Source organism: Pseudomonas sp. W3I7 (assembly GCF_030816095.1).
In the GTDB taxonomy this organism is placed as follows: Bacteria; Pseudomonadota; Gammaproteobacteria; order Pseudomonadales; family Pseudomonadaceae; genus Aquipseudomonas; species Aquipseudomonas salomonii.
This window is the reverse complement of sequence record NZ_JAUSXP010000001.1, coordinates 1-23,714: the sequence shown is the minus strand read 5'-3', so window position 1 is coordinate 23,714 and position 23,714 is coordinate 1. Positions and strand designations below refer to the sequence as shown.

Annotated in this window: 19 protein-coding genes and 2 pseudogenes; 12 read left to right on the top strand and 9 right to left on the bottom strand. The window is 60.8% G+C overall.

Features of this window, described 5'->3' with window-relative positions:
- Window positions 1-128 precede the first annotated feature (128 nt).
- The 4 genes and pseudogenes from rpoH to ftsY all read right to left on the bottom strand — a co-directional run bounded on the left by rpoH (window position 129) and on the right by ftsY (window position 4,202).
- Window positions 129-983 (bottom strand): RNA polymerase sigma factor RpoH, encoded by an 855-nt coding sequence (gene rpoH, locus QF043_RS00105; RefSeq protein ID WP_017139465.1) that lies wholly within the window; start codon window positions 981-983, stop codon window positions 129-131.
- Window positions 984-1,112: 129 nt separating this feature from the next.
- Window positions 1,113-2,136, bottom strand: a pseudogene (gene ftsX / locus QF043_RS00100) (permease-like cell division protein FtsX).
- Window positions 2,133-2,804 (bottom strand): cell division ATP-binding protein FtsE, encoded by a 672-nt coding sequence (gene ftsE, locus QF043_RS00095; protein ID WP_003213784.1) that lies wholly within the window; start codon window positions 2,802-2,804, stop codon window positions 2,133-2,135. The pseudogene ftsX and the gene ftsE overlap by 4 nt, the downstream one beginning before the upstream one ends.
- Window positions 2,801-4,202, bottom strand: a pseudogene (gene ftsY / locus QF043_RS00090) (signal recognition particle-docking protein FtsY). Before ftsY ends, ftsE begins: the two are co-directional and overlap by 4 nt.
- 339 nt (window positions 4,203-4,541) lie before the next feature.
- Here ftsY and QF043_RS00085 point away from each other — a divergent pair.
- From QF043_RS00085 to QF043_RS00070, 4 genes are all read left to right on the top strand, one after another.
- Window positions 4,542-5,897, top strand: a complete 1,356-nt coding sequence (locus QF043_RS00085; protein ID WP_065912227.1) for a pitrilysin family protein — start codon at window positions 4,542-4,544, stop codon at window positions 5,895-5,897.
- A complete protein-coding gene (locus QF043_RS00080) occupies window positions 5,890-7,380 on the top strand; it encodes a pitrilysin family protein (protein ID WP_307417122.1) in 1,491 nt (496 codons plus the stop codon). The genes QF043_RS00085 and QF043_RS00080 overlap by 8 nt, the downstream gene beginning before the upstream one ends.
- On the top strand, window positions 7,380-7,997 hold the full coding sequence (rsmD, locus tag QF043_RS00075) for a 16S rRNA (guanine(966)-N(2))-methyltransferase RsmD (RefSeq protein WP_138813451.1): 618 nt from the start codon (window positions 7,380-7,382) through the stop codon (window positions 7,995-7,997). The genes QF043_RS00080 and rsmD overlap by 1 nt, the downstream gene beginning before the upstream one ends.
- Window positions 7,998-8,167: 170 nt before the next feature.
- Window positions 8,168-9,163, top strand: coding sequence for a hydrolase (locus QF043_RS00070; protein ID WP_307417120.1), 996 nt, complete (start codon window positions 8,168-8,170; stop codon window positions 9,161-9,163).
- Between the two features lie 136 nt (window positions 9,164-9,299).
- Here the strand turns inward: QF043_RS00070 and QF043_RS00065 are convergent, their stop codons facing one another.
- Window positions 9,300-10,154, bottom strand: coding sequence for a sulfurtransferase (locus tag QF043_RS00065; RefSeq protein ID WP_307417119.1), 855 nt, complete (start codon window positions 10,152-10,154; stop codon window positions 9,300-9,302).
- Between the two features lie 33 nt (window positions 10,155-10,187).
- Window positions 10,188-10,859 carry a TetR/AcrR family transcriptional regulator gene (locus QF043_RS00060; RefSeq protein ID WP_025859550.1) on the bottom strand — a complete coding sequence of 224 codons (672 nt, stop codon included), beginning with the start codon at window positions 10,857-10,859 and terminating at the stop codon, window positions 10,188-10,190.
- A 146-nt stretch (window positions 10,860-11,005) separates the two neighbouring features.
- Here QF043_RS00060 and QF043_RS00055 point away from each other — a divergent pair, with 146 nt between their 5' ends.
- The 5 genes from QF043_RS00055 to QF043_RS00035 all read left to right on the top strand — a co-directional run bounded on the left by QF043_RS00055 (window position 11,006) and on the right by QF043_RS00035 (window position 15,812).
- Window positions 11,006-12,433 carry a coniferyl aldehyde dehydrogenase gene (locus QF043_RS00055; RefSeq protein ID WP_307417118.1) on the top strand — a complete coding sequence of 476 codons (1,428 nt, stop codon included), beginning with the start codon at window positions 11,006-11,008 and terminating at the stop codon, window positions 12,431-12,433.
- Between the two features lie 28 nt (window positions 12,434-12,461).
- A complete protein-coding gene (locus QF043_RS00050) occupies window positions 12,462-13,007 on the top strand; it encodes a twin-arginine translocation pathway signal protein (protein ID WP_307417117.1) in 546 nt (181 codons plus the stop codon).
- Window positions 13,008-13,155: 148 nt separating this feature from the next.
- Window positions 13,156-14,751, top strand: coding sequence for a GMC family oxidoreductase (locus tag QF043_RS00045; protein ID WP_307417116.1), 1,596 nt, complete (start codon window positions 13,156-13,158; stop codon window positions 14,749-14,751).
- A gap of 103 nt (window positions 14,752-14,854) precedes the next feature.
- Window positions 14,855-15,334: a pantetheine-phosphate adenylyltransferase gene (gene coaD / locus QF043_RS00040; RefSeq protein ID WP_003195136.1), complete on the top strand. Its 480-nt coding sequence runs from the start codon at window positions 14,855-14,857 to the stop codon at window positions 15,332-15,334.
- A gap of 226 nt (window positions 15,335-15,560) precedes the next feature.
- Window positions 15,561-15,812 carry a YfhL family 4Fe-4S dicluster ferredoxin gene (locus QF043_RS00035; protein WP_038444187.1) on the top strand — a complete coding sequence of 84 codons (252 nt, stop codon included), beginning with the start codon at window positions 15,561-15,563 and terminating at the stop codon, window positions 15,810-15,812.
- A 123-nt stretch (window positions 15,813-15,935) separates the two neighbouring features.
- Here QF043_RS00035 and mutM read toward each other — a convergent pair whose 3' ends face one another.
- Together mutM and QF043_RS00025 are read right to left on the bottom strand one after the other, a co-directional pair.
- A complete protein-coding gene (gene mutM / locus QF043_RS00030) occupies window positions 15,936-16,748 on the bottom strand; it encodes a bifunctional DNA-formamidopyrimidine glycosylase/DNA-(apurinic or apyrimidinic site) lyase (protein WP_017139476.1) in 813 nt (270 codons plus the stop codon).
- A gap of 21 nt (window positions 16,749-16,769) precedes the next feature.
- Window positions 16,770-17,582 (bottom strand): HDOD domain-containing protein, encoded by an 813-nt coding sequence (locus QF043_RS00025; RefSeq protein WP_307421285.1) that lies wholly within the window; start codon window positions 17,580-17,582, stop codon window positions 16,770-16,772.
- A gap of 278 nt (window positions 17,583-17,860) precedes the next feature.
- On the opposite strand from QF043_RS00025, the gene QF043_RS00020 reads away from it, so the two are divergent.
- From QF043_RS00020 to ilvD, 3 genes are all read left to right on the top strand, one after another.
- A complete protein-coding gene (locus QF043_RS00020) occupies window positions 17,861-19,057 on the top strand; it encodes a class I SAM-dependent rRNA methyltransferase (protein WP_003213799.1) in 1,197 nt (398 codons plus the stop codon).
- 203 nt (window positions 19,058-19,260) lie between these two features.
- Entirely contained in the window at window positions 19,261-20,421 is a 1,161-nt protein-coding gene (locus tag QF043_RS00015; RefSeq protein ID WP_307417114.1) for an MFS transporter, read from the top strand.
- A 331-nt stretch (window positions 20,422-20,752) separates the two neighbouring features.
- Window positions 20,753-22,594, top strand: coding sequence for a dihydroxy-acid dehydratase (gene ilvD, locus QF043_RS00010; protein ID WP_099488424.1), 1,842 nt, complete (start codon window positions 20,753-20,755; stop codon window positions 22,592-22,594).
- A 111-nt stretch (window positions 22,595-22,705) separates the two neighbouring features.
- Here the strand turns inward: ilvD and QF043_RS00005 are convergent.
- Window positions 22,706-23,714: TonB-dependent siderophore receptor (locus QF043_RS00005; protein WP_307417112.1), on the bottom strand; the 1,009-nt coding region annotated here is incomplete at its 5' end.

The following is a 23,714-nucleotide window of genomic DNA, read 5'->3' as shown; positions in this document are numbered from 1 at the left end:
AAAACAAATGTGGGAGCGGGCTTGCTCGCGAAAGCGCTGGTTCAGTCAATATCTACAGTGACTGACACTCCGCTTTCGCGAGCAAGCCCGCTCCCACATTCGACCGTGCTGTTTTCAATATCCACAGTTTAAGCGGCGATCGACAACTTCAGCTTGTTCATCGCGCTTTTCTCAAGCTGACGAATCCGCTCGGCCGACACGTTGTACTTCTGCGCCAGGTCGTGCAGCGTGGCTTTTTCTTCAGCCAACCAGCGCTGATAGAGGATGTCACGGCTGCGGTCGTCCAGCACTTCCAGCGCTTCGTGCAGGTTCTGGTTGGAGTTGTCGCTCCAGTCGGCGTCTTCCAGTTGACGCGCCGGGTCGTACCGGTGGTCTTCCAGGTAGTTGGCCGGCGATTGGAAGGCGCTGTCGTCGTCCGCTTCAGCGGCCGGGTCGAAGGCCATATCATGGCCGGTCAGGCGACTTTCCATCTCGCGCACTTCACGCGGTTCCACGCCGAGGCTTTCGGCCACACGGTGGACTTCCTCGTTGTTCAGCCACGCCAGGCGTTTTTTCTGGCTGCGCAGGTTAAAGAACAGTTTGCGCTGGGCCTTGGTGGTCGCGACTTTCACGATGCGCCAGTTGCGCAGGATGAACTCGTGGATTTCCGCCTTGATCCAGTGCACGGCAAACGACACCAGGCGCACGCCCATCTCAGGGTTGAAGCGCTTTACAGCCTTCATCAGGCCGACGTTGCCTTCCTGAATCAGGTCAGCCTGGGCCAGGCCGTAGCCGCTATAGCTACGGGCGATATGTACGACAAAACGCAGGTGGGCGAGCACCATCTGCCGAGCCGCCCCCAAATCCTGCTCATAGTAGAGACTCTCGGCCAGTTCACGCTCCTGCTCGGGCGTCAGCAATGGAATGCTGTTGACCGTGTGCACATAGGCCTCCAGGTTCGCACCTGGGACCAGAGCATAAGCAGGTTGCAAAGAAGTGGTCATACGAAAAAACCTCCGACTCACATAACTCGTGCAGTTCAGCACTGCGAAAATTGACCGGGAACCGTAGGACAAGTTCCCTAAACCACCAATACGGTCAATACAAACGAAACCACATTAATCTGACATTAACTACTTCGGTGCCAGCTCACGTAAATGACGAGCGACCGCAATCCAAGCACCGATATACCCCAACAAGACGGCGCCAAGCAAGAGACTCAGACCGTCGGCGACCCGGTACGCCGGCCAAGGCAAAATCGCTGCCGTACAAGCCGGCCAGCCCGACAACCGCGTCGTTCAGCCAGTTCAAGCCAAAAGCCAGCACGCCCCAGGACAAAATCCCGGCACCAAAGCCATAAAGCGCGCCCATGTACAGAAAGGGCCTACGCACATAGCTGTCTGTGCCGCCGACCAGTTTAATCACTTCTATCTCGGTGCGGCGGTTTTCAATATGAAGACGAATGGTATTACCTATCACCAAAAGTAATGCAGACACCAACAACACCGTCAGACCGAACACAAACCGGTCGCCCAGCTTGAGAATCGCCGCCAGGCGCTCCACCCAGACTAGATCAAGTTGTGCCTGTTGCACCTTGGGCATCTCTGCGAGTTTTTGTCGCAGGGCCTCAAGCGCCGGCTTGTCGACTTCGTTCGGCGTCACCAGCACCACGCCCGGCAGCGGGTTCTGCGGCAGCTCTTTGAGCGCCTCACCCAGGCCCGATTGCTGCTGGAACTCTTCAAGGGCCTGATCGCGGCTGATGTATTCGGCCTCCGCCACACCCGGCAGGTTCTTGATGTCGTCGCGCAGGCTCTCGCCCTCTTTGGCGCTGGTGTCGAGTTCCAGGTACAGCGAAATCTGCGCCGCGCGCTGCCAGGAACCGCCCAGGCGCTCCACATTATTAAGCAGCAGCGACAAACCCATCGGCAGGCTCAGTGCCACGGCCATTACCAGGCAGGTGAAAAAGCTGCCGATCGGCTGTTTGCCCAGGCGGCGCAGGCTGTCGAGCAAGCTGGCGCGATGGCTTTCGATCCAGGCGCGCAGCAGCGTGGCGAAATCCGGGCCATCATCTTCGTCGCGTTTTTTCTTCGGCGGTTGCGGGTCGGCGGCTTTTGGCGCCACACGCTCGGAAACCTTGGGGCTGCGAGTCGCACTCATACGCCAGCCTCCCCGTCGCCGATCAGGCGGCCGCGTTGCAAGGTCAGCATGCGGTGGCGCATGCGGGCGATCAGTGCCAGGTCATGACTGGCGATCAATACGCTGGTACCCAGGCGGTTGATGTCTTCGAACACGCCCATGATCTCAGCCGCCAGACGCGGGTCAAGGTTACCGGTAGGTTCGTCCGCCAGCAGCAAGGCCGGGCGGTGGACGATGGCGCGGGCGATGCCGACACGCTGTTGCTGGCCGGTGGACAGGTCGCCTGGGTACAGGTCGGTCTTGTCCGACAGCGCCACGCGCTCCAGGGCCGAATCCACGCGTTTGACGATTTCAGCCTTGGACAGGCCGAGAATCTGCAACGGCAAGGCAATGTTGTTGAACACCGTGCGATCGAACAGCAACTGGTGGTTCTGGAACACCACGCCGATCTGGCGGCGCAGGAACGGAATCTGCGCATTGCTGATGGTCGCCAGGTCCTGGCCGGCCAGCAGCAGCTTGCCGGTGGTCGGGCGCTCCATCGCCAGCAACAGCCGCAGCAGCGTACTTTTACCGGCGCCCGAGTGGCCGGTTACAAACAGAAACTCGCCACGCCGTACTCGAAAGCTCAGCTCATGCAAGCCCACATGCCCGTTGGCGTAGCGTTTACCGACCTGTTCGAATCGAATCATGAACGCTCCCGCTCGGCGAAAAGTGCCTGTACAAAGGGTTCGGCTTCAAAGGTGCGCAGGTCGTCGATACCTTCACCGACACCGATATAACGAATCGGCAACCCGAACTGTTTGGCCAGGGCGAAGATCACGCCGCCTTTGGCCGTGCCGTCGAGCTTAGTCAATGCCAGGCCGGTCAGTTGCACCGTCTGGTTGAATTGCTTGGCCTGGCTGATAGCGTTCTGGCCGGTACCGGCGTCGAGCACCAGCAGCACTTCGTGCGGGGCGTCGGGGTCGAGCTTGCCGATCACGCGGCGCACTTTCTTCAGCTCTTCCATCAAGTTGTCTTTGGTGTGCAGGCGACCGGCAGTATCAGCGATCAACACGTCGATGTTACGGGCCTTGGCAGCTTGTACGGCATCGAAGATCACCGAGGCGGAATCGGCGCCCGTGTGCTGGGCGATCACCGGTATCTTGTTGCGCTCACCCCAGACCTGCAGCTGCTCCACGGCAGCGGCGCGGAAGGTGTCGCCGGCGGCGAGCATGACTTTCTTGCCTTCGGACTGCAGCTTTTTGGCCAGCTTGCCGATGGTGGTGGTTTTGCCGGCGCCGTTGACGCCGACCACCAGAATCACGAACGGCTTGTTCGGCGTGATCACCAGCGGCGCTTCTACAGGTTTAAGCATCGCAGCCAGTTCGGCCTGCAGGGACTTGTAGAGCGCATCGGCGTCGGTCAGCTGCTTGCGCGCAACCTTCTGGGTCAGGCTCTGGATGATCACAGCAGTGGCTTCAACGCCCACGTCGGCGGTGAGCAGACGGGTTTCGATGTCTTCCAGCAATTCGTCATCGATGACCTTCTTGCCCAGGAACAGGCTGGCCATGCCTTCGCCGATGCTGGCGCTGGTTTTGCTCAGGCCTTGCTTGAGGCGGGGCGAAGAACCCGGTTTTGCTGGTTTCAGCAGGCGCCACAACAGGCTCCGGGGTGACCGGCGGCTCGATAATGGCGGGAGCGGCAACTACAACAGGCGCAAGCTCCGGCTCAACAATGACGGGCGCAGGCGCTTCGACTACCACTGCAACCGGCTCAACGACCACAGGAATCGGCGGCGTGACGTGCTCGGCCTGTACATCTTCAACCAGTGCCACAGGCTCTTCAGCCACCGGCAGTTCCAGCCACGGCGTGTGCTCGGGCTCAGGCGCAGGTTGCTCCTCGACCACCGGTTGCAACACCGGCTCGGCCATCGGCAACACCACCGGCGCGGGCGGCTCAGCGTCTATGACGGGTTCTGGAATCGGCTCAGGCTGAACCTGTGGCTGTTCGACGACGGTTTCCTGCGGCTTTTTGCGCAGCCATCCGAACAGGCCTTTTTTCTCGCCAGCCGCAGCTGGGCTCTTCTTGTCGTCGTTGGAACCAAACATGGAGGACGGCTATCTCAAAGTAGCGATGCGCCAGGGCGCCTCGGTAAATAAATTCGATGCAGAACAGACTGCGTTAACGCTCGCTTGTTCATGCGCAACATTTTGTAAGGCGTAAATTAAAGGCCTCAACAAATCGTTTCAATAATGGACTGAAGCGACAAAATCGGCGAAAAGCAGGAGATCGTCGGGGAAACCCAGCGCCAACTCCTACATTCCTACGACTGAAACCGGGACAAGATGACCGCCACAGTGGCCCTGTCCAAATCGGATCAGTATCCTAGCACCTCCTCGCCCGCCTAGGCTAAGACCAAGCGGGTAGCCCAACAGGTTAAAACACGAATGATTGCTCTAGCCCGCCGCGCCGCAGGCCTGCTGCTCAGCACAGTTTGTCTGCCTCTTTCAGCCTTGGCTGCCGACCCACAACCCACCCATGAATTCACCCTCGATAACGGCCTTAAAGTGGTCGTGCGCGAAGACCATCGTGCGCCGGTGGTGGTTTCCCAGGTCTGGTACAAGGTCGGCTCAAGCTACGAAACCCCGGGCCAGACCGGTTTGTCCCACGCCCTGGAACACATGATGTTCAAGGGCAGCGCCAAAGTCGGCCCCGGCGAAGCCTCGCTGATCCTGCGCGACCTGGGCGCCGAAGAAAACGCCTTCACCAGCGACGATTACACCGCGTACTACCAGGTACTGGCCCGTGACCGCCTGGGCGTCGCTTTCGAGTTGGAAGCCGACCGCATGGCAAGCCTGCGCCTGCCGGCCGATGAGTTCAGCCGCGAAATCGAGGTAATCAAGGAAGAACGCCGCCTGCGTACCGACGACAACCCGATGTCCAAGGCTTATGAACGTTTTAAGGCGATGGCCTACCCGGCCAGCGGTTACCACACGCCGACCATCGGCTGGATGGCTGACCTTGAGCGCATGAAGGTTGAAGAACTGCGCCACTGGTACCAGTCCTGGTATGTGCCGAACAACGCCACGCTGGTGGTGGTCGGCGATGTGACGCCGGACGAGGTCAAGAAACTCGCCCAGCGCTACTTCGGCCCGATCCCCAAGCGTGACGTGCCACCGGCCAAGATCCCACTGGAACTGGCCGAGCCTGGCGAGCGCTTGCTGACCCTGCACGTGCAGACCCAACTGCCGAGCGTGATCCTCGGTTTCAACGTGCCGGGCCTGGCGACTGCCGAAGACAAACGCTCGGTGCAAGCCCTGCGCCTGCTCTCTGCCCTGCTCGATGGCGGCTACAGCGCGCGTATCTCGGAACAACTGGAGCGCGGTGAAGAGCTGGTTTCCGGCGCCTCCACCAGTTACGACGCCTATACCCGTGGTGACAGCCTCTTCACATTGAGCGCCACACCGAACCAGCAGAAGAAAAAGACCATTGCCCAGGCCGAAGCCGGCTTGTGGCGCCTGCTGGATGAGTTGAAAGCCAAGCCGCCGACCACCGAAGAACTGGAGCGTATCCGCGCCCAAGTGATTGCCGGTGTGGTTTACCAACGTGATTCCATCACCAGCCAGGCCACGGCCATCGGCTCGCTGGAAACCGTCGGCCTGTCCTGGAAACTCATGGACACCGAGCTTGCCGACCTGCAAAGCGTGACCCCGGAAGATATCCAGAAAGCCGCACGTACTTATTTCACCCGCGAACGTTTGAGCGTCGCCCATGTTTTGCCCGAGGAGACCGCTCATGAGTAATCGCAAAAGCAGCCGCCTGATCTTCCCCGGCCTGGTCGTCGTCACCCTGATCGCCGCCAGCGCCGTGTACTTCCTGCGCCCGAGTGAATCCGTGGCCAGCCAGGCCCTGGACAAGGCGCAATCGGCCAACACACTGCAATCTTTGGCAGAACTGGACGGCAAGGCGCCGACCAACCGCAAGCTCGACGTGCAAACCTGGACCACCGCCGAAGGCGCCAAGGTGCTGTTCGTCGAGGCCCACGAACTGCCGATGTTCGACATGCGCATCCTGTTCGCCGCCGGCAGCAGCCAGGACGGCAACACGCCCGGCGTGGCGCTGCTGACCAACGCCATGCTCAACGAAGGCATACCGGGCAAGGATGTCAGCCAGATCGCCAGCGGCTTTGAAGGCCTGGGCGCCGACTTCGGCAACGGCGCTTTTCGCGACATGGCGTTGGTGTCCCTGCGCAGCCTGAGTGACAGCGGCAAGCGCGACGCGGCCCTGGCGCTGTTTGATCAGGTGATCGGCAAGCCGACTTTCCCGGCCGACTCCCTGGCGCGCATCAAGAACCAGATTCTTGCCGGTTTTGAATATCAGAAACAGAACCCCGGCAAACTGGCCAGCCTTGAGCTGTTCAAGCGTTTGTACGGCGACCACCCTTACGCGCACCCGAGCGAAGGCACGCCCGAGAGCATCCCGGCGATTACCCTGGCGCAGTTGCAGGCGTTCCACGCCAAGGCTTATGCGGCGGGCAATGCGGTGATTGCCGTGGTGGGCGATCTGACTCGCGCCGAGGCTGAAGCCATGACGGCCAAGGTCTCCGCATCGCTGCCCAAAGGCCCGGCCCTGGCCAAGATCGCCCAGCCGACCGAGCCGAAAGCTGGCCTGAGCCATATCGAGTTCCCGTCCAAGCAAACCCATTTGCTGTTCGCGCAACTGGGCATCGACCGCGCCGACCCGGACTACGCCGCTTTGTCCCTGGGCAACCAGATCCTCGGCGGCGGCGGTTTCGGCACCCGCTTGATGAGCGAAGTGCGTGAGAAACGCGGCCTGACCTACGGCGTTTACTCCGGTTTCTCGCCGATGCAGGTGCGTGGCCCGTTCATGATCAACCTGCAGACCCGCGCCGAAATGAGCGGCGGCACCCTGCGCCTGGTTGAAGACGTGCTGGCCGACTACCTCAAGACCGGCCCGACGCAAAAGGAACTGGACGACGCCAAGCGTGAGCTGGCCGGCAGCTTCCCGCTGTCCACCGCGAGCAACGCGGATATCGTCGGGCAACTGGGCGCCATGGGTTTCTATAACCTGCCGCTGAGCTATCTTGAGGATTTCATGAAACAATCCCAGGCCCTGACTGTAGAGCAGGTCAAGGCTGCAATGAATAAACACTTGAGCGCCGACAAGATGGTCATCGTGACCGCCGGCCCGACGATTGCGCAAAAGCCACTACCGCCCCCCACTGATAAACCCGCCGAGCAGCCGCTCGGGGTTCCGGAGCATTAATGGCCAGTTCATCTCGCCCGAAAAAACCTGTCCACAACGTGCATAACGGTGTGGGCCAACTGCGCATCATTGGCGGTGAATGGGGCAGCCGCAAGCTGAGTTTCCCCGACGTCGTGGGCCTGCGCCCAACGCCGGATCGCGTGCGTGAAACACTGTTCAACTGGCTCGCGCCGTATATCGGCGGCGCCAAGGTACTGGACCCGTTCGCCGGCAGTGGCGCGCTGTTCCTGGAAGCGCTGTCCCGTGGCGCGGCCCAGGGCCAGGCGCTGGATGCCAGCAATGTGGCGGTGTCCAGCCTCAAGGAACACTTGGGCACACTGCGCTGCACCACCGGCCAGGTGCAGACCGCGGATGCGCTGCGCTACCTGGAAACCCAGGCGGCCAGCGAATACGACGTGGTGTTCCTCGACCCGCCGTTCAACCAGAACCTGTTGCCGACGGTGTGTGCGTTGCTGGAAGAACGCCAGTGGCTGGCACCCGATGCGTGGATCTACACTGAAAGCGAGACCGCCCCGTCTACCCTCGGCCTGCCGGGCAGCTGGCGCCTGCACCGGGAGCAGAAGTCCGGTCGGGTGTATTACGCGTTGTGGCATCGGTTGGTCGAAACTACCGCCTGATCCGGTTTCATCTGTGGCGAGGGAGCTTGCTCCCGCTGGGCTGCGAAGCAGCCCCAAAACCTGCAATAGTGTTCTGACTGAATAAATGCAGTGTTCCTGATGGGGCTGCTACGCAGCCCAGCGCGAGCAAGCTCGCTCGCCACAGTGAGTTCGCTGCTACCGAGAGTTTCATGATCCCGTCTTCTGAACTGTTCAAACCCGCCTTCGGCCTCGGCAACCCTCACTTGCAAACCCTGTGGGGGCCACTGTGGCGCCCCACCACCCATATCGAACGCCAACGCGAACGCCTCTGGCTGGATGACGGCGACTTTCTCGACCTCGACTGGCACGGCCCACATGACGCGCAAGCGCCGTTGGTGCTGGTGCTGCACGGGCTGACCGGCTCGTCCAACTCGCCCTACGTGGCCGGGCTGCAAAAAGCCCTCGCCGCCCAAGGCTGGGCCAGCGCCGCCTTGAATTGGCGTGGGTGCTCGGGCGAGCCAAACCTGTTGGCACGCAGCTATCACTCCGGTGCCAGTGAAGACCTGGCAGCGGCAATTGCCCATCTGCGGGCCAAGCGCCCCTTGGCGCCGTTGTACGCGGTGGGTTATTCGTTGGGCGGTAATGTGCTGCTCAAGCACTTGGGCGAAACCGGTGAAACGTCCGGGCTGCAAGGCGCAGCGGCAGTGTCGGTGCCGTTTCGACTGGACCAGTGCGCCGATCGCATCGGGCTGGGTTTTTCGCGGGTGTATCAGAAGCATTTCATGCGCGAGATGTTGGCGTATATCCGCGTCAAGCAAAGCCGCTTTGTGCAGGATGGCAGGGCCGAAGGGCTGAAAACCCTGGAAGCCCTTGGCTCATTGGAGAAAATGCGCACGTTCTGGGACTTCGACGGCCGGGTGACCGCGCCGCTGCACGGGTTCCTCAGCGCCGAGGACTATTACCGCCGCGCCTCGAGCCGTTACTACCTGGGTGGAATCCGCACGCCAACCCTGATTATCCAGGCCGCCGACGACCCGTTTGTGTTCGCCCACAGTTTGCCGGAGGCCAGTGAACTGTCGGATTGCACCGAGTTTGAGTTGTTGGCCAAGGGTGGGCATGTGGGGTTTGTGGATGGCACGCTCAAGCGCCCCAGTTACTACCTGGAGCGCCGTATTCCGCAATGGTTACTGACACAACATGGTTAAAACTGTGGGAGCTGGCTTGCCTGCGATAGCGGTGTGTCAGCCAATAATTAGCTGACTGACACTCCCTCATCGCAGGCAAGCCAGCTCCCACACAAGCCAGCTCCCACAGTTTGATTGGGGTCACATGGCCGATAAATCAGTCGCCGGTTGCAATTTCCCGCGCTGGATCGGTAATCCACTCACTCCACGACCCCGCATACAACTTGCCCAACGGGTAACCCGCCAAACTCAAGGCAAACAAGTTGTGGCACGCCGTCACGCCCGAACCGCAATACGCCACCAGTTCATCCGGTGAGCGGCCCTGCAACTGCGCGGCGAAGCGCTGTTTAAGCTGATCGGCCGGCAGGAAGCGGCCGTCACTGCCCAGGTTTTCGTTGAACGCCGCACATTGCGCGCCGGGAATGTGCCCGGCAATCGGGTCAATCGGCTCCACTTCGCCGCGAAAACGCGCCTGGGCGCGGGCGTCGATCAAGGTCAGGCCCGGTTCGCCCAAGCGTTTTTGCAAATGCTCGGCATCCAGCAGCAGGCGGTTGTCCGGCTTACCGGCAAACGTTCCCGGCTCAACCACCGGCGCATCGAGGCTCAACGGGAAACCGGCGGCGTGCCAGGCCTTGAGGCCACCGTCCAGGATAAACACACCGTCGCGCTTACCCAGCCAGGCCAGCAACCACCAGGCGCGGGCGGCATAGGCGCCGGGGCCGTCGTCGTACAGGACGATGTCGGTGTTGGCATGGATGCCCCAGGCCCGCAGTTGCGCAACCAAAGTGTCCGCCGCCGGTAACGGGTGGCGACCGGTCACGCCTTTGGTCACCGGCCCACTGAGGTGGCGCTCCAGGTCGGCATATTGCGCGCCTTCGATATGCCCTTCGGCATAGCTGCACAGCCCGTAGTCCGGGTCTTCGAGGGCAAAACGACAATCCAGGATCACAAGCCCCGTGGCCTTCTGGCGTTCGGCCAATTGCTGGGGGCTGATCAGTTGGGCAAGCGGCATGACGGGCTCCTGTGAACAGATTCGGGATAGGTCCTACTTCACTTCTTCCAGTGCCTGGTTCAACGGCACGTAAAACTCTTTAAACAGCGCATCCACGGCCTCTTTCGCCTGCGGCGTGACAAACCCCGCCTCCAGCACCAGCACCTGATACACACCACGCTTGATCGCTTCGGCGCTCAAGTGTGCTGAGTTCTCATTGGTGGTGCACAGAAACCGCACCCACGAGGTGAGGATGATCCAGGCATTGAGGGTCAGGGCCTCGGTTTGCACCGGGTCCATATTGAGGATGCCGGCGTCGACAAACCCTTGGTAAATGGCCCCGCCCTGGATCAGGCAGCGCTGGGAAAACCGCCGGTAGCCGGTGGCCAGTTCCGGGTCGCTTTCCAGCAGGTGTTCGAGGTCCCGATGCAGGAAGCGATAACGCCACATGCCGGCCAGCACGGCCTGCAGGTAAAAGCGCTTGTCTTCGACGGTGACGGCGCGGCCCTGGGGCGGGCGCAGAAAACTGTCCACCAACGCTTCGTACTCACGAAACAGCACGGCGATGATCGCCTGCTTGTTGGGGAAGTGGTAGTACAGGTTGCCCGGGGAAATTTCCATATGGGCGGCGATATGGTTGGTACTGACGCTGCGCTCACCCTGCTGGTTAAAAAGCTCCAGGCTGGTTTGCACAATGCGCTCGCTGGTCTTTACTCGTGGTGCCATAGGGGATCAGCTTCTGAACACGGGATGGGGCATCTTACGGCCTATCCTTGTCAGGATAAATCCGCATGTTGCTGCAATGACATTTGACAATTTAGAGTAATGACTCTAAAAATCCAGGCAGACCTATAACAATCGGGAACTGCACCATGTCTGCCAACGTTGCCTACCTGCAAGATTCCCAGGCGCTGGATCATCTCCAGGACCTGTTCGACGCCCAACGTCACGCCTACGCGGCCAACCCGATGCCGCCCGCTGCGCAACGCCAGCAATGGCTAAAGGCCTTACGCGATGTGCTCAGCGACGAAAGACAGGCACTGATCAATGCCATCAGCCAGGACTTCAGCCACCGCAGCGCAGACGAAACGCTGTTCGCCGAATTGATGCCCAGCCTGCATGGCATTCACTACGCCAGCAAACACCTCAAAGGCTGGATGAAACCTTCCCGGCGCGCGGTAGGCATTGCCTTCCAACCGGCCTCAGCCAAAGTCATCTACCAGCCGCTGGGTGTGGTCGGGGTGATTGTGCCCTGGAACTACCCGTTGTACCTGGCCATTGGCCCGTTGGTCGGGGCTTTGGCGGCGGGAAACCGGGTCATGCTCAAACTCAGCGAATCCACGCCCGCCACGGGCGAACTGCTTAAGGCGCTGCTGGCGAAGATTTTCCCCGAGGACCTGGTGTGCGTGGTGCTGGGCGAAGCCGAAGTGGGCATGGCATTTTCCAAACTGCGCTTCGACCACCTGCTGTTCACTGGCGCCACCAGCATCGGCAAGCATGTGATGCGCGCTGCCGCCGAGCACCTGACACCGGTCACCCTGGAACTGGGCGGCAAGTCGCCGGCCATTGTTTCCGCCGATGTGCCACTCAAGGACGCCGCCGAGCGCATCGCCTTCGGCAAATGCCTGAATGCCGGGCAAACCTGTGTGGCACCCGACTACGTGCTGGTGCCGGAAGACCGCGTTGACGGTTTCGTCGAGGCCTACAGCAACGCCGTTCGCGGGTTTTATCCGACACTGGCCGACAACCCGGACTACACCGCCATCATCAATGAGCGGCAACAGGCCCGGCTCAATGCCTACGTCAAAGACGCCACTGACAAGGGCGCCACCCTGATTGCGCTGTATGACCAAGGCCAGGCACGGCGTATGGCCCATAGCGTGTTGCTGAATGTCAGCGACGAGATGACGGTGATGCAGGATGAAATCTTCGGCCCGCTGCTGCCTATCGTGCCTTATCGCGGTATCGACCAAGCGTTTGCCTACATCAACCAGCGCCCTCGCCCACTGGCCCTGTATTACTTCGGCTACAACAAGGGCGAACAGAACCGCGTGCTCCACGAAACCCATTCCGGCGGTGTTTGCCTCAACGACACGCTGCTGCATGTGGCCCAGGACGACATGCCCTTTGGCGGTATCGGCCCGTCGGGCATGGGCCATTACCACGGCCATGAAGGTTTCCTCACGTTCAGCAAGGCCAAGGGTGTGCTGGTCAAACAGCGCCTGAACGCGGCAAAACTGATCTACCCGCCTTACGGCAAAGCCATCCAGAAACTGATCCAGAAGCTGTTTATTCGCTGACTCCGCCACCCTCGGGATAACAATAAGAATGAACCCTAGCCTGACTGAACCACCTGCGCTGTCACGGCGCGGCGTCCTGAAAATCGGCCTGTGCGCCAGTGCGTTCCTGGCCACCGCCGGCTTGGGGGCCAGCCTCAGCGGCTGTTCCAGCAGTACCCCGGCCAGTGGCTTTGCCATGCTGCGCAGCAGTGATTTGCCGTTTTTGCGCGCAATCATCCCGGTGCTGCTCGAAGGCGCGGCCAGCGCCCAGGACGTGGTCGCCGGCATCGAAGACACCTTGAAAAAACTCGACTACAGCCTGCAAAACCTGTCGCCGGAGATGTTCAAGCTCACCCAGCAGCTGTTCGACGTGCTGAGCATGGGCATCACCCGTGGCCCGTTGACCGGCATCTGGGGCAGTTGGGAAAACGCCAGCAGCGATCAGATCCGCAACTTCCTGCACCGCTGGGAAAACAGCTACCTGAACCTGCTGCGCATGGGCCAGGGCTCGCTGCTCAAGCTGGTGATCATGGCCTGGTACTTCCGGCCGCAATCCTGGGCGCATTGCGGCTACCCCGGCCCACCCAGGATCTAGCGCTGACAGCCCAATCAAACATGTGGGAGCTGGCTTGCCTGCGATAGCGGTGGATCAGCGATGAATCTATCGGCAGGCAGACCGCTATCGCAGGCAAGCCAGCTCCCACACTGAATGCAACTTCGTATAAAAATAAGAGTGCACTTCTATGCCCGTACCCGATCTGTTCCGCGATGGCCTGGCCCGTGGCTGGAAAACCCACAATGGCGCCGCCCTCAGCAATGACCTGACCCTGGAAGCCGATGTGGCCATCATCGGCAGTGGCGCGGGTGGCGGCACCACCGCCGAGATCCTCAGTGCTGCGGGCTACAAAGTGCTGCTGATCGAAGAAGGCCCGCTCAAGACCAGCAGCGACTTCAAGCTGCTCGAAGACGAAGCCTACGCCAGCCTCTATCAGGAAGGCATCGGCCGCATGAGCAAGGACGGCGCGATTACTATCCTGCAGGGCCGTGCCGTCGGCGGCACCACGCTGATCAACTGGACCTCGAGCTTTCGCACGCCCGACGCCACCCTCGCCCACTGGGCCAGTGAATACGCGGTCAAAGGCCACAGCAGCGCCGAGATGGCGCCATGGTTCGAAAAGATGGAACAACGCCTGGGCATCGCCCCCTGGGCCATTCCACCGAATGCCAACAATGATGTGATCCGCAAAGGCTGCGAAAAGCTCGGCTATAGCTGGCACGTGATCCCACGCAACGTGCGAGGCTGCTTCAACCTGGGTTATTGCGGCATGGGGTGCCCGGTCAACGCCAAGCAATCGATGCTGGTGACCACCATTCCCTCCACGCTGGAAAAGGGCGGCGAACTGCTCTACCTGGCCCGCGCCGAGCACCTGAAATACAGCGGCGACACCATCAGTAGCCTCGAATGCGTGGCCATGGATGAGCGTTGCGTGGCGCCTACCGGGCGCAAAATCACGATCAAGGCCAAGCATTACGTGCTGGCGGGCGGCGGCATCAATAGCCCGGCGCTGTTGATGCGCTCGAGCGCGCCCGACCCGCATTCGCGGCTGGGCAAGCGTACCTTCCTGCATTTGGTGAATTTCTCCGCCGGGCAGTTCGACGAGGTGATCAACCCGTTCTATGGTGCGCCGCAGTCGATCTATTCCGACCACTTCCAGTGGCAGGACGGCACCACCGGCAAAATGTCCTACAAGCTGGAGGCGCCGCCGCTGCATCCTGGCCTGGCCAGCACCCTGTTCGGTGGCTACGGCACCGCAAACGCGCTGGACATGAGCCAGTTGCCCCACACCCACGCCATGCTCGCCCTGCTGCGCGACGGTTTTCACCCCGACAGCCCTGGTGGCACGGTGGAATTACGTGGCGACGGCACGCCGGTGCTCGACTATCAGGTCTCGGACTACGCCTGGGACGGCCTGCGCCGTGCGTTTCATACCATGGCCGAGATTCAGTTCGCGGCGGGCGCCAAGTCGGTCAAGCCTCTGCATCACGATGCACGCTACGTAAAGACCCTGGCCGAGGCACGCAGCCTGATCGATGGCCTGAGCCTGGAACTGCACCGCACCACGCTGGGCAGCGCCCATGTGATGGGCGGTTGCGCCATGGGCGAAGACCCGAAAAACGCGGTGGCCGACAGCCTCGGTCGCCATCATCAATTGCGTAACCTGTCGATCCACGACGGCTCGCTGTTCCCCACCAGCATTGGCGCCAACCCGCAATTATCGGTGTACGGGCTGACTGCGCAACTGGCGACGGCATTGGCCGAACGTCTGAAAACGGCATGAAAAAACCGGGTATTCACGGTATCTATCTACATAAGTCGACTTGGCCCACCGGGCATGCTGCGATACCATCCGGTTCCCCAACGGACTCCGCCAGGACGACGCGATGAACCGAGTGTTGTACCCAGGAACCTTCGACCCGATTACCAAAGGCCATGGCGATCTGGTCGAACGTGCGTCTCGCTTGTTCGACCATGTGATCATCGCGGTCGCGGCCAGCCCCAAGAAAAACCCGCTGTTTCCCCTGGAACAGCGCGTGGAGCTGGCGCAGGAGGTCACCAAGCACCTGCCCAACGTGGAAGTGGTGGGCTTTTCCACGTTGCTCGCGCACTTCGCCAAAGAGCAGAACGCCAATGTGTTCCTGCGTGGCCTGCGCGCGGTGTCGGATTTCGAATACGAATTCCAGCTGGCCAACATGAACCGCCAACTGGCGCCGGACGTGGAAAGCCTGTTCCTCACGCCGTCTGAGCGTTACTCGTTCATTTCCTCGACGTTGGTGCGTGAAATTGCCGCTTTGGGCGGAGATATCACCAAGTTTGTGCATCCCGCCGTGGCCGATGCGCTGACCCTGCGCTTCAAGAAGTAAGGCTCTTTGTGGCGAGGGAGCTTGCTCCCGCTGGACTGCGCAGCAGTCCCAAGGGTTTCGAGCAAAGCGGGGCCGCTGCGCACCCCAACGGGAGCAAGCTCCCTCGCCACAGAGGCAACGACCGACATTCGGGCTTGCCACACGCTCGCACTGCGGGCGCCAATGCGGCACAATTGCGCGCATTAGTTTTCAGATGCCCTGGCTGACAGCCCTGGCAGGAGTTTCCATGTCCTTGATCATCACCGACGATTGCATCAACTGCGACGTCTGCGAACCCGAGTGCCCGAACGCTGCGATTTCCCAGGGCGAAGAGATCTACGTGATCGACCCCAACCTGTGCACCCAGTGCGTCGGCCACTACGACGAACCTCAGTGCCAGCAAGTGTGCCCGGTGGATTGCATTCCGCTGGATGAGGCCCATCCGGAAACGCAAGAGCAGTTGATGGAGAAGTACCGGTTGATTACCGGCAAGGCCTGAAGTTATTTATTGCCTGTAAAGGCCTCATCGCAGGCAAGCCAGCTCCCACATTTAGAGCTGTGAATACATTCAAATGTGGGAGCTGGCTTGCCTGCGATAGCGATATCAGCCTTCACCCAGCAATCAGCTCTGGCACTTGGGGCAAAACACACTCGCCCGCTGCCCCAGCACCACATTGCGCAACTCGCTCCCACAGACCTTGCACGCCTCGCCGCCCCGGCCGTAGACGTACAGCTCCTGCTGGAAATACCCCGGTTGCCCGTCGCCGCCGATAAAGTCCCGCAACGTAGTGCCGCCCCGCTCGATGGCCGCTGCCAGCACGCGCTTGATCTCGATCGCCAGCTTCAAGTAGCGCCCGCGTGAGATACCGCCCGCAGCCCGACGCGGATCAATCCCCGCCGCAAACAACGCTTCCGTCGCGTAGATATTGCCCACGCCCACCACCACCGCGTTGTCCATGATGAACGGCTTCACCGCCATCGACTTGCCACGCGAGAGCTGAAACAGACGCTCGCCGTCAAACAGGTCGGTCAACGGCTCCGGCCCCAGGCGCAGCAGCAGTTCGTGGTTGTGCGGGTCCTGGCTCCAGAGCATCGCGCCGAAACGCCGAGGGTCGGTGTAGCGCAGCGCCAGGCCAGACTCCAGCTCGATATCCACGTGCTCATGCTTGAGCGCCGGCAAGCCTACTTCCACCAAGCGCAAATTGCCCGACATCCCCAAATGGCTGATCAAAGTGCCCACTTCAGCATTGATCAACAGGTACTTGGCCCGCCGCTCCACCAGCACGATGCGCTGCCCCGACAGGCGCACATCCAGGTCTTCCGGGATCGGCCAGCGCAGGCGCCGCTCACGCACCACCACACGGCTGACGCGTTGGCCTTCCAAATGCGGCGCAATCCCACGACGGGTCGTTTCGACTTCGGGTAACTCGGGCATGTGTACCTCTTGATTAAAGGGTCAGTGGGCGCCCAGTTCGCGAATGGACAGCTTCATGCTTTCAAAGTCGTAGTCCGACAGGCCCACGTAATCCAGCACCAGATGGCCGATGGCGTCCCACTCATGGTCCGTCGACTGGTTACCCAGCACGCGGCAGGACGAGCAGATGTGCTCGGCCATCTTGAGGATCGCCAGCAGGTTTTTAAGTTGCGGGTTGCGCGATGACTCATCGCTGAAAATCGCCAGGGCATTGTGGTGGTTGGCGATCGCGTCGGTCACATGCTCCGGCAGGCGCCAGGATTTGGCGGTGTAGTAACCCACTACGGCATGGTTGGTGTTGAACGCGTTGTTCTCGGTGTCGACCACCCGGCAATCCGGGCCGGCATTGGCGTAAGCCTGCTCCAGCACCGCCATGTAATTGGGGAAGCGCTTGAGCATCAGCGGCACGCCGCAATCGTGGAACAGGCCCAAGGCATAGGCCTCGTCGACTGTTTGTGAGCCGGTGCGCTTGGCCAGGGTCAGGCAGGTCATGGCCACGTCCTGGGCGGTGTCCCAGAAGCGGTTGAGGGTAACGATGGTGTCGTCGCTCATCTCGCCCTTGATCGACTGCGCGTTGATCAGGTTGATGACCGAGCGACTGCCCAGCAGGTTCACCGCGCGCTGGATCGAGGCGATCTTGTTGCTCAGGCCGTAATACGGCGAGTTGACGATCTTCAGCAGCGCGCCGGACAGGCCCGGGTCCTGGGAGATCAACCGCGCGATCACTTCCAGGTCCGGGTCGGGCATGTACTGCTCCATCTGCAAATCCACCATGATTTGCGGTTGAGGCGGCACGCTGATGCCTTGCAGGGCCTGTTGGATCTGCTCGGCGGAAAGCTCTGGGGACATAAATACACACTCTGGACTAGGCGTGAATTCTAACCTCTATGGGAACCTGACCGACACCTCAAAAACCGGATTGAAATGAGATCAAATGTGGGAGCTGGCTTGCCTGCGAAAGCATCACCACCGTACGTCAGATACACCGAGTCGTCGGCATCGCAGGCAAGCCAGCTCCCACATGAACATCTGCGCAACAGGTATACTCCCGCTCTTTTTTCCGGAGCGACGTCATGTCCCTGCCAAGCCTGCGTCTCAAAGCCAACGCCGATCGTCGTTTGCGCAACGGCCACCTGTGGGTCTACAGCAACGAAATCGACGTGGCCGCCACCCCACTTCACGGCTTCCAGGCAGGCGACCAGGCTATCCTGGAAGCGGCCGGCGGCAAGACGCTGGGCATCGTGGCCATGAGCCCGAACAACTTGATCTGCGCCCGTCTGCTGTCGCGCGACATCAAGTTGCCGCTGGATAAATCGCTGCTGGTGCACCGCATCAACGTCGCCCTGTCCCTGCGTGACCGCCTGTTCGACAAGCCGTTCTACCGCCTGGTCTACGGTGATTCCGACCTGTTGCCGGGCCTGGTGGTCGACCGTTTCGGCGACATCCTGGTGGTGCAGATCGCCTCGGCAACCATGGAAGCCCATAAGGAAGACGTGATCGCCGCGTTGACCCAAGTGCTCAAGCCAAGCGGCATCCTGTTCAAGAACGACTCCGCCGCGCGCGACGCCGAAGGCCTCAACCGCTACGTCGAAACCGTGTTCGGCCTGGTGCCGGAGTGGGTTGCGCTGGAAGAAAACGGCGTGAAATTCGAAGCCCCTGTGATCCAGGGCCAGAAAACCGGCTGGTTCTACGACCACCGCATGAACCGCGCCCGCCTGGCTCCGTATGCCAAAGGCAAACGCGTACTCGACCTGTACAGCTACATCGGCGGCTGGGGCGTGCAAGCTGCAGCGTTCGGTGCCAGTGAAGTGTTCTGCGTCGACGCCTCGGCCTTCGCCCTCGACGGCGTAGAGCGCAACGCTGCGCTGAACGGTGTTGCCGAGAAGATGACCTGCATCGAAGGCGACGTGTTCGAAGCCCTGAAGGAACTGAAAGCCAGCGAAGAACGCTTCGACGTGATCGTCGCCGACCCACCGGCCTTCATCAAACGCAAAAAAGACATGAAAAACGGCGAAGGCGCCTACCGCCGCCTGAACGAGCAAGCCATGCGCCTGCTCAGCAAGGACGGCATCCTGGTCAGCGCCTCTTGCTCGATGCACCTGCCGGAAGATGACCTGCAGAACATCCTGCTGACCAGCGCCCGCCACCTGGACCGCAATATCCAGATGCTCGAACGCGGCGGCCAGGGCCCGGACCATCCGGTGCACCCGGCGATTGCCGAGACGCGCTATATCAAGAGCATTACGTGCCGGTTGTTGCCTAATAGCTAAGTAACACGCAGATTAAATGTGGGAGCTGGCTTGCCTGCGATAGCGGTGGACCTGTTGATGAGTTTGTTGACTGACACTCAGCCATCGCGGGCAAGCCCGCTCCCACATTTTTCCGGCGCAAGCCGTACTTCAACGGTTTTGATTGAATTCCACATTTCGCAGACTAGTATCGGTTTCTGGAATTACTCCGGAAAACAAAAACAATGTCTGGGCCCTACCTCTCCCGCTTCATTCTCATCACCTGCATTTCCCTGATCAGCTTCTTCCCGATTAACATTCTGCTGCCCTCGTTTCCCGCGCTGGCTGCCAGGTTCGACACACCTACCGCAGAAATCGCACTGTCGATCAGTTTGTTCACGCTGGTGTTTTCAATTTCCCAATTGATTGCAGGCCCGCTGTCGGATAAATGGGGCCGCAAGGAAGTGCTGATCGGCTGCATTACGCTGTCGATCCTCGGCGCGATGGGTTGCGCGTTCGCGTCCGACTACCTGACCTTCCTGTTGTTTCGCTGCGTGCAGGCCATGGGCTGCGGCTTTTTCGTACTGGGCCATGCACTGGTCGAAGACCTGTTCGAAGAGCAGGACCGCGCCCGCGTACGCCTGTATTACATGACCCTGAGCGGTTCATTTGTGGCGCTCTCGCCGCTGATCGGCTCCTGGCTGCAAACCACCTTCGACTGGCAAGGCAGCTTCTACGGCTTTGCGGCGATGGCGCTGGGCATGTTGATCCATGCGTTGTGCATCTTGCCCTCCAGGTCCGCCGGCCCGTACCGCGCGCCGGTGTCGATCATTGGCACGCTGAAAGCCGTCGCCCGCAATAAAAACTTCCTGCGCTACTGGTGGATCGCCGCACTGGTGTTCGCCTGCTACTTCGCGCTGATCAGCGTGACGCCGTTGATTTTCATGGATGCGCTGAAACTCTCCGAATACCAGTACGCCCTGGTGTTGATGGTGTACGGCGTGGCCTATTTGCTCGGCGGCGTGGCGGCTTCGTATCTGCAAAAGCGCATTTCACTGTCCCGGCAGATCAACATCGGCCTCGGTTTATTGCTGGTCGCGGGGGCGTTGCTCCTGCTGATCATCTGCTTTGAAGCCATCACCACCATTACCTTGTTGATCCCGATGTTGATCAGCGCCCTGGCCGTGACGCTGGTTCGACCGGCTGCCATCTCGGCGGCAATGCTGTTGTTCTCAAGCAGCGCAGGCACGGCCGCATCGGCTGGCAACAGCATCATGTTCCTGACCGCCGCCGTCAGCAGCGCCGCACTCGCTCAAACCGGTACGCACTTGCTGACGACCATCGCCGCAAGCTTCATGGTTTTCAGCCTGTGGGGCTGGTGGGCGAATGCGCGAACCGGGCGTTAGCGCCCTCCACTGTGGCGAGCAAGCTTGCTTGCGCCGGGGTGCGAAGCGCCCCCAAACGTGCCCGAACCGGTTTGCCACTGAGCGGGAGTAAGCGCCCTCGCCACAGACGGTCATTCCCTCCAGCCACCAGCGGTGTAGAATCGGCCTATTCATCGCCAGTCATCCCCCGGCGGGTTTATGAGCTCAAGGCCCAAGCAAGCGGCGATCCCGCGACGCGAGTGGCAACTTTTGGACACCACGGCCATTTTTCGGGTGCTCCAGACGTCAATAGAAGCTCACTCCCCAGTAGTACCTGATTAGTAGTTACCTGATTAGCCGCCCGGAGTGCTCCATGCCAGATTACCGCTCGAAAACATCCACCCATGGCCGCAACATGGCCGGCGCCCGCGCACTGTGGCGTGCCACGGGGATGAAAGATGACGACTTCAAGAAGCCGATCATCGCGATTGCCAACTCGTTCACCCAGTTCGTACCGGGCCATGTCCACCTCAAGGACCTGGGCCAACTGGTCGCCCGCGAGATCGAACGCGCCGGTGGCGTCGCCAAGGAATTCAACACCATCGCCGTGGATGACGGCATCGCCATGGGCCATGACGGCATGCTGTATTCCCTGCCGAGCCGCGAGATCATCGCCGACTCCGTGGAATACATGGTCAACGCCCACTGCGCCGACGCCATCGTGTGCATTTCCAACTGCGACAAGATCACCCCTGGCATGTTGATGGCCGCCCTGCGCCTGAACATCCCGGTGATCTTCGTCTCCGGCGGCCCGATGGAAGCCGGCAAAACCAAGCTCGCTTCCCACGGCCTCGACCTGGTCGACGCCATGGTCATCGCCGCCGATTCCAGCGCTTCTGACGAGAAGGTCGCGGAATACGAGCGCAGCGCCTGCCCGACCTGCGGTTCGTGCTCCGGCATGTTCACCGCCAACTCGATGAACTGCCTGGTGGAAGCCCTGGGCCTGGCCTTGCCGGGCAACGGCTCCACGCTGGCCACCCACAGCGACCGCGAACAGCTGTTCCTGCAGGCCGGCCGCACCATCGTCGAGCTGTGCAAGCGTTACTACACCGAAAACGATGAGTCGGTGTTGCCGCGCAACATCGCCAACTTCAAGGCGTTCGAAAACGCCATGACCCTGGACATCGCCATGGGCGGTTCCACCAACACCATCCTGCACTTGCTGGCCGCGGCGCAAGAAGCCGAGATCGACTTCGACCTGCGCGACATCGACCGCCTGTCCCGCAACGTGCCGCAACTGTGCAAAGTCGCGCCGAATATCCAGAAGTACCACATGGAAGACGTGCACCGCGCCGGCGGGATCTTCTCGATCCTCGGCTCGCTGGCCCGTGGCGGTCTGTTGCACACCGACCTGCCGACCGTGCACAGCAAATCCCTGGCCGAAGGCATCGCCAAGTGGGACATCACCCAGACTGACGACGAAGCGGTGCATCACTTCTTCAAGGCCGGCCCGGCGGGCATTCCGACCCAGACCGCGTTCAGCCAGTCGACCCGTTGGGAAACCCTCGACGACGACCGTGAAAACGGCTGCATCCGCAGTGTCGAGCACGCCTACTCGCAAGAAGGCGGCCTGGCCGTGCTGTATGGCAACATTGCCCTCGACGGCTGTGTGGTGAAAACCGCCGGTGTGGATGAATCCATCCACGTGTTCGAAGGCCGCGCCAAGATCTACGAAAGCCAGGACAGCTCAGTGCGCGGCATCCTCGCCGACGAAGTGAAAGAAGGCGACATCGTGATCATCCGCTACGAAGGCCCGAAAGGCGGCCCGGGTATGCAGGAGATGCTCTACCCGACGTCCTACCTGAAATCCAAGGGCCTGGGCAAAGCCTGCGCCTTGCTGACCGACGGGCGTTTCTCTGGCGGTACTTCGGGCCTGTCCATCGGCCACGCCTCGCCGGAAGCTGCTGCCGGCGGCGCGATCGGTCTGGTACAGGATGGCGACAAGGTGCTGATCGACATTCCGAACCGCTCGATCAACCTGCTGATCAGCGACGAAGAATTGGCCGCGCGCCGCGTCGAGCAGGACAAGAAAGGCTGGAAGCCGGTGGAGAAGCGTCCGCGCAAAGTCACCACCGCGCTGAAAGCCTACGCCCTGTTGGCCACCAGTGCCGACAAGGGTGCTGTGCGTAACAAGGCGATGCTCGACGGCCTGTAAGCCACGCCCATAAAAATGCCCCGCCACGTGCGGGGCATTTTTTTGTCTGGCCAAAACCTTCAGGGCACTGCGGATCAAAAGTGGGGCTTGCTCGCGGCTATGCGTAATGGCTCAGAACTGTGGGGTGTAGGTCATGGTGAACATCACATTGCGTGGGTCGCCGTAGTAGTTGCTGCCCCAGTTCGCGTTGTAGGCCGGGATGTAATACTTTTTGTCGAACATATTGTTCAGGTTCGCCGCCACGGTGAATTCCTGATTGATCTTGTAGGCCACCCGCGAATCCCACAGGGCATTACCCGGCACACTGAAGGTGCGGTCGTAGGCTTCGGTGCTGCTTTGCGCGGTCACGCCGGCACCGACGCTGAACTGCTGCCAATCGCCCGGCAACTGGTAATCACCCCAGACCTTGAGCAAGTGCTTGGGTGTCCAGGTGCTGAAGATTTTGCCTTCGTAGGTGTTGTCCTTGAGGAACTTGGTGGTGTTGTAGGTGTAACTGGAGGCCAGTTGCAGGCCGGGCAGCACTTCGCCGCTCAACGTGGCTTCAAAGCCTTGACTACGGACTTCGCCCGAGGCGACCGAGCAATACCAGCCATTGCAATTCATCGGCCCTTGCAGGTCCTGCACGCCACGGTTTTTCTGGTCGTAACGGAAGATCGCAAACGAGGTGTTGAGGCGACCGCCGGCCAGTTCGCCCTTGATGCCCAGCTCGTAGTTTTTGCCTTCGATAGGCTTGAGTATGGACCCGGAGGTCGTCAGGTTGGTCTGCGGTTCAAATGCATCGGCATAACTGGCGTAGGCCGACCACTGCTCGTTTAACGCATAGACCAGGCCAGCATAGGGCGTGACCTTTCCGGACGTTTGCGTGCTGCTGGCCTCGGGGGCGTTGTACACACCGCCAACCCCATCCTGACCTACGTAGGAATAGTCATACCAACTGCTGCGGGCCCCGAGAATCAAGGTCAGCGGGTCCAGGACTTTCACACGCCACGTGCCGTAGATACCTTTCTGACGGATGTCATACCAGCTCTTTGACGCGCTGCCCTGTGCGAACAACTGGTTTTTGTCGCGCTGTGGGCGGTTGTGGTCAATGTTGAAGATATCCGCGCCGTTCGTTGCCGCC